Origin of the sequence: Pseudomonas sp. BN417, assembly GCF_029871205.1 — a bacterium.
GTDB lineage: Bacteria > Pseudomonadota > Gammaproteobacteria > Pseudomonadales > Pseudomonadaceae > Metapseudomonas.
Map to the genome: position 1 here is coordinate 1 of NZ_SSOJ01000134.1, position 9142 is coordinate 9142.

General features: G+C 66.2%; 8 protein-coding genes. 3 read left to right on the plus strand and 5 right to left on the minus strand.

Annotated elements, in window-relative coordinates:
• Positions 1 to 333: 333 nt before the first annotated feature.
• From E8F11_RS17350 to E8F11_RS17365, 4 genes are all read right to left on the minus strand, one after another.
• The gene (locus E8F11_RS17350) at positions 334 to 624 is read right to left on the minus strand and encodes a YceK/YidQ family lipoprotein (RefSeq protein WP_280290090.1); all 291 of its coding nucleotides are present in this window, start codon (positions 622 to 624) and stop codon (positions 334 to 336) included.
• Positions 617 to 1246, minus strand: a complete 630-nt coding sequence (gene ubiX / locus E8F11_RS17355) for a flavin prenyltransferase UbiX (RefSeq protein WP_280290091.1) — start codon at positions 1244 to 1246, stop codon at positions 617 to 619. The genes E8F11_RS17350 and ubiX overlap by 8 nt, the downstream gene beginning before the upstream one ends.
• Before the next feature lie 11 nt (positions 1247 to 1257).
• Positions 1258 to 2610 (minus strand): UDP-N-acetylmuramate:L-alanyl-gamma-D-glutamyl-meso-diaminopimelate ligase, encoded by a 1353-nt coding sequence (gene mpl / locus E8F11_RS17360; protein ID WP_280290092.1) that lies wholly within the window; start codon positions 2608 to 2610, stop codon positions 1258 to 1260.
• Positions 2611 to 2821: 211 nt separating this feature from the next.
• Complete coding sequence (locus E8F11_RS17365) at positions 2822 to 3694, minus strand: LysR substrate-binding domain-containing protein (protein ID WP_280290093.1); 873 nt, start codon at positions 3692 to 3694, stop codon at positions 2822 to 2824.
• A 133-nt stretch (positions 3695 to 3827) separates the two neighbouring features.
• Here E8F11_RS17365 and E8F11_RS17370 point away from each other — a divergent pair, with 133 nt between their 5' ends.
• From E8F11_RS17370 to phnX, 3 genes are all read left to right on the plus strand, one after another.
• Positions 3828 to 4997 (plus strand): 2-aminoethylphosphonate--pyruvate transaminase, encoded by a 1170-nt coding sequence (locus E8F11_RS17370; protein WP_280290094.1) that lies wholly within the window; start codon positions 3828 to 3830, stop codon positions 4995 to 4997.
• Positions 4998 to 5284: 287 nt separating this feature from the next.
• Entirely contained in the window at positions 5285 to 6625 is a 1341-nt protein-coding gene (locus E8F11_RS17375) for an MFS transporter (RefSeq protein WP_280290095.1), read from the plus strand.
• A 39-nt stretch (positions 6626 to 6664) separates the two neighbouring features.
• Positions 6665 to 7492, plus strand: coding sequence for a phosphonoacetaldehyde hydrolase (gene phnX, locus E8F11_RS17380; RefSeq protein WP_280290096.1), 828 nt, complete (start codon positions 6665 to 6667; stop codon positions 7490 to 7492).
• 737 nt (positions 7493 to 8229) lie between these two features.
• Here the strand turns inward: phnX and E8F11_RS17385 are convergent.
• Positions 8230 to 9142, minus strand: a 913-nt coding sequence (locus tag E8F11_RS17385; protein ID WP_280290097.1) for a sigma-54-dependent Fis family transcriptional regulator, incomplete at its 5' end; no start/stop codon positions are given.

The following is a 9142-nucleotide window of genomic DNA, read 5'->3' on the forward strand; positions in this document are numbered from 1 at the left end:
GAGGCGTGCGGGGCCATGGATGGCCCCTCACGCCGGGCCCCCGGAGCGACGATGGAGGGAGGGACGTTTGGCGAAGCCAAACCCGGATGCAGGGGCAAGCGTTTTTGGTTTCTTTTTTGGCGACTGAAAAAAGAGACTCGCCGGGAGGCGAAACAGAAACTCGCAACCCGCTCGACAATCAGCCTGGTTCAGGCGGTTCTAGCAACACTGAATGCAGACATAGCCAATTCATTCGCCAAGGGCAGCGCAGCTGCCCACGGGAGCCTGTGGAGCAGACCTTCGGCCTGCTTGGCGAATGAATTCGCCCCTACAGGTTTCCAGCCACCACTCGACTCAATACCCGCCGCTGACCCCCAGCCCCACACCCAGCTCCGCCGCCACCGCGAAGGGCAGCAGCAGGGTATCCAGCAGCGCGCTGGCCGGCAGGTCGAGGGCCGGATAGCTCGGCGCCTCGACGCCGAAGCGGTCCATCGGGCAGCAGCCGCCATTCAGCGAATACCAGTCCAGGCGGGTTCCGGAATAGATGATCGGCGCCCCTGGCTTGGCCGCATTGAGGGTGCCGACGCTGGCGCAGCCCTGCAGCAGGCCCAGCACCAGCAGGGCCGCGGTCAGGCCCTTACTCATCGACGCCCAGGTGATGCTCGCCCCAGCGCGGCAGCATGTCTTGCGGGATGTCCAGCAGGTTGAGGATGCGCGCCACCACGAAGTCCACCAGGTCATCGATGGTCTGCGGCTGGTGATAGAAGCCCGGCGAGGCCGGCACTATCACTGCGCCAAGGTTGGAGAGCTTGAGCATGTTCTCCAGGTGGATGCTCGAATAAGGCGCCTCGCGCGGCACCAGGATCAGCTGGCGGCGCTCCTTCAGCGCCACGTCGGCGGCGCGCTCGATCAGGTTGTTACAGGCGCCGCAGGCGATGGCCGAAAGCGTGCCGGTGGAACAGGGCACCACCACCATGGCCCCCGGCGCGCCGGAGCCCGAGGCCACCGGCGCCATCCAGTCTTCCTTGCCGTAGACACGGATCTGCCCCGGCGCCGCGCCGGTGTATTCGCTGAGGAAAATCTGCATCGCCTGGGGCTTGGCCGGCAGGGTGACGTCCGTCTCGGTGGCCATCACCAGCTGGGCGGCCTTGGAGATCATGAAGTGCACCTCACGCTCTTCCTGCACCAGGCAGTCCAGCAGGCGCAGGCCGTATTGCGCGCCCGAGGCGCCGGTCATCGCCAGGGTGACGCGTGCGGGTCCGCTCATCTGCTGCCTCCTCAGTCTTCCAGGGCCTTGGCCAGCTTGCCGTGCAGGCCGCCGAAGCCGCCGTTGCTCATGATCACCACCTGGGTGCCGGGGCGGGCCAGGGCCTTGACCTCGGCGATGATGCTCTCCAGCGAAGTGCAGACCTGCGCCGGCACCGGGCAGGCGATGGCAGTGGCGGCCAGGTCCCAGCCGAGGTTCGGCGGCGCGTACCAGAACACCTGGTCGGCCAGCTTCACCGATTCCGGCAGGCCGTCGCGGTGGGCGCCGAGCTTCATCGAGTTGGAGCGCGGTTCGATCACCGCCACCACGGGCGCATCGCCCACGCGCTTGCGCAGGCCGTCGAGGGTGGTGGCGATGGCGGTCGGGTGATGGGCGAAGTCGTCGTAGATGGTCACGCCATTCACTTCGGCCACCTTCTCCATGCGCCGCTTGACGCTCTTGAAGGCGCAGAGCGCGGCGACCCCCAGCTCCGGCACCACGCCCACATGGCGGGCGGCAGCCAGAGTGGCCAGGGCGTTGGCGACGTTGTGCTGGCCGGTCAGCTCCCAATCCACCGTACCGGCGACCGCACCTTCGAACAGCACTTCGAAGCGCGAGCCGTCCTCGGCCAGCAGGCGCGCCTGCCACTGACCGCCTTCGCCGGTGGTCTGCACCGGGGTCCAGCAGCCCATCTCCAGCACGCGCGTGAGCGCAGTTTCGGAAGTGGGATGGATGATCAGGCCTTCACCGGGAATGGTGCGCACCAGGTGATGGAATTGCCGCTCGATGGATGCTAGGTCGGGGAAGATATCCGCGTGGTCGAATTCCAGGTTGTTGAGGATGGCGGTGCGCGGCCGGTAGTGGACGAACTTCGAGCGTTTGTCGAAGAAGGCGCTGTCGTACTCGTCGGCCTCCACCACGAAGAAGGGCGTACCGCCCAGGCGCGCGGAAACGCCGAAGTTCTGCGGCACGCCACCGATCAGGAAACCCGGGCTCATGCCGGCATGTTCCAGCACCCAGGCCAGCATGCTGGTGGTGGTGGTCTTGCCGTGGGTCCCGGCCACCGCCAGTACCCAGCGCCCCTGCAGCACATGGTCGGCCAGCCACTGCGGGCCGGAGACATAGGGCAGGCCCTTGTTCAGCACATGCTCCACCGCCGGGTTGCCGCGGGACAGGGCGTTACCGACCACCACCAGGTCCGGCGCCGGATCGAGGTGCGCCGGATCGTAGCCCTGCATCAGCTCGATCCCCTGGGCCTCGAGCTGGGTACTCATGGGCGGGTAGACGTTGGCGTCGGAGCCGGTGACACGGTGGCCAAGTTCCTTGGCCAGCACCGCCAGCGAACCCATGAAGGTGCCGCAGATGCCGAGGATGTGAATATGCATGGATGACCTCTGAAACGGGCCGCCCCGGCCCGGAAAAAACTTGACGCAGGTTAGCACAGCGGCCTCGTCGGCCCTATGGTTCAACCACTGGCGCGGTCGGCTCTACTGTGGGGGCGAATTCATTCGCTAACCGGACCGAAGGTTCGGCAAGCAAGGGGCCGCTGCGCGTCCCTTTGCGAATGAATTCGCCCCTACATGAAAAGGCGAACCTTCAGCGGCCGTTCGACCGCACGATCTCGAAAAAAGTCTCGATGATCCGCCGCGAGCCCTGCTCCCGCAGGCACACCAGGGTTTCGGTCATGCGCTGCAGGCAGTCGCGGACCGGCAGCACATGCACATTGGCGCTGGCGCCCACCTCCGCCGCCGAGACCAGGCCGACGCCAAGCCCCGCGGCGACCATCTCGAAGGTCGCCTCGCGGCCCTCCACCTCGATGGCCGGACGTATGCCGAGGCCGGCGCGCTTCATCTCGTCCTCCAGTATCTGGCGGGTCATGGAGCCGCGCTCGCGCAACACCATGGGCATGTCCTCCAGGTCGGCGAGGACGATGGATTCGCGTGCCGCCCAAGGGTGCGAGTGGGCGACGAAGGCCACCAGCGGGTCGCTGCTCAGCACATGGGTGATCAGGCCGTCGTCTTCGACCACCCGGCCGAGCAGCGCGAAGTCCGCCTTGTATTCCTGCAGCCGACGCAGGCACTCGTCGCTGTTGCCAGTGACCAGGCTGACGCGGATGCCCGGATAGCGGTCGCAGAAGCGCGCGATATGCCCCAGGAGGTGCACCGGTGAATCCACTGCCAGGGTCAGGCTGCCGGTCTCCAGGGCGCGGGAGGTGGAGAGCAGCTCCTCGGCCTCGGCTTCGGCGGCGAATAGCCGCTGGGTGATGGCCAGGAGGCGCTCGCCCAGGTCGGTCAGCTGCACGGAGCGCTTGTTGCGATGGAACAGCAGGATGCCGAAGCGCTCCTCCAGTTTGCGCACCTGGTCGGAAACCGCCGGCTGGCTGAGGAACAGGGCCTCGGCCGCACGGGTGAAATTGCCGTGCACCGCCACGGCGTGGAAGGCCTTGAGCTGCGCCTGGGAAACCGCCATCTGCCCACCCCTCGATAAATAAGCTCAAGTTATTTTTGAAATACTATAAATCGATTTTTTTTATTTCTACGAAATTGTTTTGATCTCTCCAACGCAACGCGCCCTCACCAGAACAACGCCGCTGGAGACGATCATGACCAAAGCCGAATTCCCCACATCCAACCAGCCGCTGGCCGCGCCCGCCCTGGGCGAGCCCTACCTGCTGACCCCCGGCCCGCTGACCACCTCCAAGGCCACCAAGGAAGCCATGCTGCGCGACTGGGGCTCCTGGGACGGCGCCTTCAACCTGGTCACCGCCGAAGTCCGCCAGGAGCTGCTGGGCATGGCCGGCGTGCACGACGACAGCTTCGCCTGCGTACCGCTGCAAGGCAGCGGCAGCTTCTCGGTAGAGGCCGCCCTGGCCACCGCCATCCCCCGCGACGGCAAGTGCCTGATCCTGATGAACGGTGCCTACGGCCAGCGCGCCGCCAAGACCCTGGACTACCTGGGCCGCGCCTACCTCACCCTGGACAAGGGCGACTACCTGCCGCCGCAGCCCGACGAAGTGGACGCCCTGCTGAAAGCCAACCCGGACGTGACCAACGTCTTCCTGGTCCACTGCGAAACCAGCTCCGGCATCCTCAACCCGCTGCGCGAAATCGCCGATGTGGTGAAAGCCCATGGCAAGAGCCTGATCGTCGACGCCATGAGCTCCTTCGGCGCCGTGCCGCTGACCGTGAATGAAGTGGCTTTCGACGTGCTGGTGTCCTCGGCCAACAAGTGCATCGAAGGCATCCCCGGCTTCGGCTTCGTGATCATCCGCCGCTCCGTACTGGAAGCCGCCAAAGGCCGCGCCCACTCCCTGGCCTTGGATATCTACGAGCAGTGGGCCTACATGGAGCGTACCGGCCAATGGCGCTTCACCCCGCCGACCCACAGCGTGGTGGCCTTCCGCGCTGCCCTGGAACAGCACGCCGCCGAGGGCGGTGTACCGGGTCGCCTGGCGCGCTACAGCCGCAACCGCGACGTACTGGTGGCCGGCATGCGCGAACTGGGCTTCCAGACCCTGCTGGAAGACCGCTGGCTGTCGCCGATCATCACCACTTTCTTCAGCCCGGAGCACCCGAACTTCGAGTTCAAGCGCTTCTATGAAGAGCTGAAGGCCCGCAGTTTCATCATCTACCCGGGCAAGCTGACCGTGGCCGAAAGCTTCCGCATCGGCTGCATCGGGCAGATCGACGAACACATCGTCCGCCAACTGCTGCGCGCCATCGCCGACTCCCTCGAGGTGATGGGCGTGGAGATGGAGCAAACGGCCGCCTGAGTCGACAAGCAGACCCATTCAAGGTCACCCGCCGTCCTGAGACGGCTCCCGCTGCGGGTAGCGGGGTCGTGGTGTGGTGACCTTTTTCTGAAACATATCTGTAGTAAACCGACCGCTCGGAAATGCCGGGCAGGGAGCCTCAGTAGCACAGAACCTCATCCAATCCGCCTGACGCCACGACCGCTGCCATCTGACCAAGGCCGTGCGTTTAGACAGCCCAGCAGTACTGAAAACAAAAACAACCTCCCTAGTTGCACTGTCCGGCATACCCATACGGGGTCAGAACCATGAATAACAACGCAGGTGCCTTCGGCAGCGGCTGGAAATCCCTCCAGCGCTGGCGCGTCCAGATCTTCCTTATCACCTGGCTGGCCTACGCCGCCTTCTACTTCACCCGGAAAGCCTTCTCGGTCGCCAAGCTCGGCATCGGTGAAGACCCGAGCTTCGAACTCGACAAGGCCATGATGGCCAACCTCGATGCCATCTACCTGGCCGCCTACGCCGTGGGCCAGTTCACCTGGGGCATCTTCGCCGACCGATTCGGCCCGCGCGTGGTGGTCCTCGGCGGCCTGGTGGTCTCGGCCCTCGCGGCCATGGTCATGGGCACCTTCGCCACCCTGCCGATCTTCGTCACCTGCATGCTGGTCCAGGGCCTGGCCCAGTCCACCGGCTGGTCAGGGCTGTGCAAGAACATCGGCAGCTTCTTCGCCACCCGCGAACGCGGCCGCGTGCTGGGCTACTGGAGCACCTGCTACGCCTTCGGCGGCCTGGTCGCCACGCCCTTCGCCGGCTGGTGGGCCTACGAGGTGTCGCACGACTGGCGCATGGCATTCATGTCTTCCGCCGTGGTGGTGCTGGTGGTGGCCGTCCTGTTCTTCCTGCTCCAGCGCAACCGTCCGCAGGACGTCGGCCTGCCGCCGGTGGAAGTCGAGACCACGCCCCAGGAGAAGGTCAACACGCCGCACGAAGGCCACTGGAACGCGCTGCGCAAGGTGCTGAAGAACCGCACCGTGCTGGTCCTCGGTCTCGCCTACTTCCTTCTCAAGCCCGCGCGCTACGCCATCCTCCTGTGGGGTCCGGTGATCATCTACGAACGCATGCCCGCCATCGGCAAAGTGGCCTCGGCCATAGTGCCCACCGCCTTCGAATTGGCCGGCCTGGTGGGTCCGATCCTGATCGGCTATGCCTCCGACAAGCTGTTCGGCGCCCGCCGCATGCCGGCCTGCGCGCTCAGCCTGATCGCCCTCACCGCCTGCCTGGCGCTGTTCGTCCCGGCCATGCAGAGCGGCAGCCTGTACCTGGTGGTCGGCCTGCTGTTCATGATGGGCATGACCCTCTACGGCCCGGACTCGATGATCAGCGGCTCGGCCGCCATCGACTTCGGTACCCAGGACGGCGCCGGCACCGCAGCGGGCTTCGTCAACGGCTGCGGCTCGGTGGGCGCCATCCTCGGCGGCCTGCTGCCGGGCTACTTCGACACCGTCACCGTATTCATCGTGTTCACTGCCGCAGCGCTGCTGGCCAGCCTGATGCTGGTGCCCTTCTGGAACAGCCGCCCGCAAACCCTGAAAGCGCCGGAACCCTTCCCGGCAACCGGACAACCGGCCTTGGCCGGCGCCAAGTCCTGAACCCAGTTTCCCAACTCGCAATCCGCTGGAGCCCTCGCCATGCAATACAAGCAACCCACCCAACTGAAAGCCGCGATCCTCGACTGGGCCGGCACCGTCGTCGACTTCGGTTCCTTCGCACCGACCCAGATCTTCGTCGAGGCCTTCGCCGAGTTCGGCGTCGCCGTCTCCCTGGAAGAAGCCCGCGGCCCGATGGGCATGGGCAAGTGGGACCACATCCGCACCCTTTGCGACATCCCGGCAATCGCCGAGCGCTACCGCGCCGCCTTTGGCCGCCTGCCCACCGATGACGACGTCACCGCCATCTACGAGCGTTTCATGCCGCTGCAGATCGAGAAGATCGGCGTGCACTCCGCGCTGATTCCCGGCGCCCTCGACGCCATCGCCACCCTGCGCGGCAAGGGCCTGAAGATCGGCTCCTGCTCCGGCTACCCGGCGGTGGTCATGGCCCAGGTGGTGGAACTGGCCCGCGAGAACGGCTACGTCGCCGACCACGTGGTCGCCACCGACGAAGTGCCCAACGGCCGACCGCACCCGGCCCAGGCCCTGGCCAACGTGATCGCCCTGGGCATCGACGACGTCGCCGCCTGCGTCAAGGTCGACGACACCTGGCCGGGCATCCTCGAAGGCCGCAGCGCCGGCATGTGGACCGTGGCCCTGACCTGCTCCGGCAACGCCCTGGGCCTGACCTTTGATCAGTACAAGGCCCTGCCCAAGGACAAGCTGGACCAGGAGCGTGCGCGCATCGGCCAGATGTTCGAAGCCTCCCGCCCGCACTACCTGATCGACACCATCGCCGACCTGCCGGCGGTGATCGACGACATCAACGCCCGCCTCAAGCGCGGCGAGACCCCGCAAGGCGCCTGATTGGACCGGGGTCTGCCGTCGGCCCCTCCCCCGGCGGGCATGGATGCCCGCACCTGTTCACGCAAAAGCCCGGCCCCCGCAAAGGGGCCGGGTTTTTTCGTTGGCAGCAGAGCTGTTGGGCGACCTCGATGCCCGGGACTGTTGGGCTTCGCAGGCTCAGCACCAACCTACGGGACGGCTTCGCCGTCCTTGGCGAATGAGTTCGCCCCTACAAGAAACGGCCCCCTGGAAACATCGCCCCCACCAGCAAGACTCGAACCCTGTGGGGCCGGGGCAGCCCGTAGGTTGGGCTGAGCTCCGCGAAGCCCAACAGGACGAGCTCGGTACCCGGGATTGTTGGGCTTCGCAGGCTCAGCACCAACCTACGGGACGGCTTCGCCGTCCTTGGCGAATGAATTCGCCCCTACAAGAAACGGCCCCCTGGAAACACTCGCAGCCTCCGGCGGGACTCGAATCCTGTGGGGGCGAATTCATTCGCGAAGGGATGCGCAGCATCCCCCTGCAAGTCCGAAGGCCGGCCCTGCGGTCCGGTTAGCGATTGAAATCGACCCCACAAAAAACGGCCCCCTGGAAACACTCGCAGCCTCCGGCGGGACTCGAACCCTGTGGGGGCGAATTCATTCGCGAAGGGATGCGCAGCATCCCCCTGCAAGTCCGAAGGCCGGCCCTGCGGTCCGGTTAGCGATTGAAATCGCCCCCACAAAAAAGCAGCGCCTACAAGGGAAAGCGCTTCGCCCCTACCCCCGCGTGGCGATGGCATGCTTGCGCAGCTTGCGGTACAGGGTGTTGCGGCTGATGCCAAGTTGCTCGGCGGTGCGGGTCATGTGCCAGCGCTGGCTGTCCAGGGCGTTGATCAGCGCGCTGCGCTCGGCGTCATCCAGGGGATTGGCCGGCGGCTCGACAGTGGTGGATGTGGGGCTGGCGCGCAGCACGTCGCGGGGCAGGTCGGCCAGGCGGATGATGCCGTCTTCGCAGAGCGCCGCGAGGGTCCGCAGCACATTGCGCAACTGGCGCACGTTACCCGGCCAGTGGAAGTCCAGCAGCGCCTGGCGGGCCTCGTCGGCAAGGTGGATGTGCTGGCCGCGGGCTTCCTCGGCCAATAGGTGCAACAGCAGCTCCGGCTTGTCGCTGCGCTCGCGCAGGGGCGGCAGGTCAAGGACCAGGCCGTTGAGCCGGTAGTAGAGGTCTTCGCGGAAACCACCATTCTGTACTCGCGCTTCCAGCTCGCGGTGGGTGGCGCTGATGATGCGCACGTCCACGGCCAGGGGTTCGCCGCCGATGGGCACCACCTGGCGCTCTTCCAGCACCCGCAGCAGACGGGTCTGCAGGGCCAGGGGCATGTCGCCGATCTCGTCGAGGAACAGGGTGCCGCCATCGGCCTGCTGCAGCTTGCCGCGCATGCCTTCCTTGCGCGCGCCGGTGAAGCTGCCGCCGCGGTAGCCGAAGAGTTCGCTCTCGATCAGGGTCTCCGGAATAGCCGCGCAGTTCAGCGCCACGAAGGGCTTGTCGGCGCGCGAGCTGGCCTCATGCAGTGCACGGGCGAAGGCTTCCTTGCCGGAGCCGGTTTCGCCGTTGATCAGCAGCGGCACGTCGCGCTCGTAGACGCGCAGGGCGCGGCGGAAGTCGTTCTGCAGCGCCGTGTCGCCCAGG

Bases quoted from the DNA above. Each gene is read 5' to 3' on its own strand.
- phnX (WP_280290096.1), top strand. From the start codon at position 6,665: ATGCAATACAAGCAACCCACCCAACTGAAAGCCGCGATCCTCGACTGG.
- E8F11_RS17350 (WP_280290090.1), bottom strand. From the start codon at position 624: ATGAGTAAGGGCCTGACCGCGGCCCTGCTGGTGCTGGGCCTGCTGCAG.
- E8F11_RS17365 (WP_280290093.1), bottom strand. From the start codon at position 3,694: ATGGCGGTTTCCCAGGCGCAGCTCAAGGCCTTCCACGCCGTGGCGGTG.
- ubiX (WP_280290091.1), bottom strand. From the start codon at position 1,246: ATGAGCGGACCCGCACGCGTCACCCTGGCGATGACCGGCGCCTCGGGC.
- mpl (WP_280290092.1), bottom strand. From the start codon at position 2,610: ATGCATATTCACATCCTCGGCATCTGCGGCACCTTCATGGGTTCGCTG.
- E8F11_RS17370 (WP_280290094.1), top strand. From the start codon at position 3,828: ATGACCAAAGCCGAATTCCCCACATCCAACCAGCCGCTGGCCGCGCCC.
- E8F11_RS17375 (WP_280290095.1), top strand. From the start codon at position 5,285: ATGAATAACAACGCAGGTGCCTTCGGCAGCGGCTGGAAATCCCTCCAG.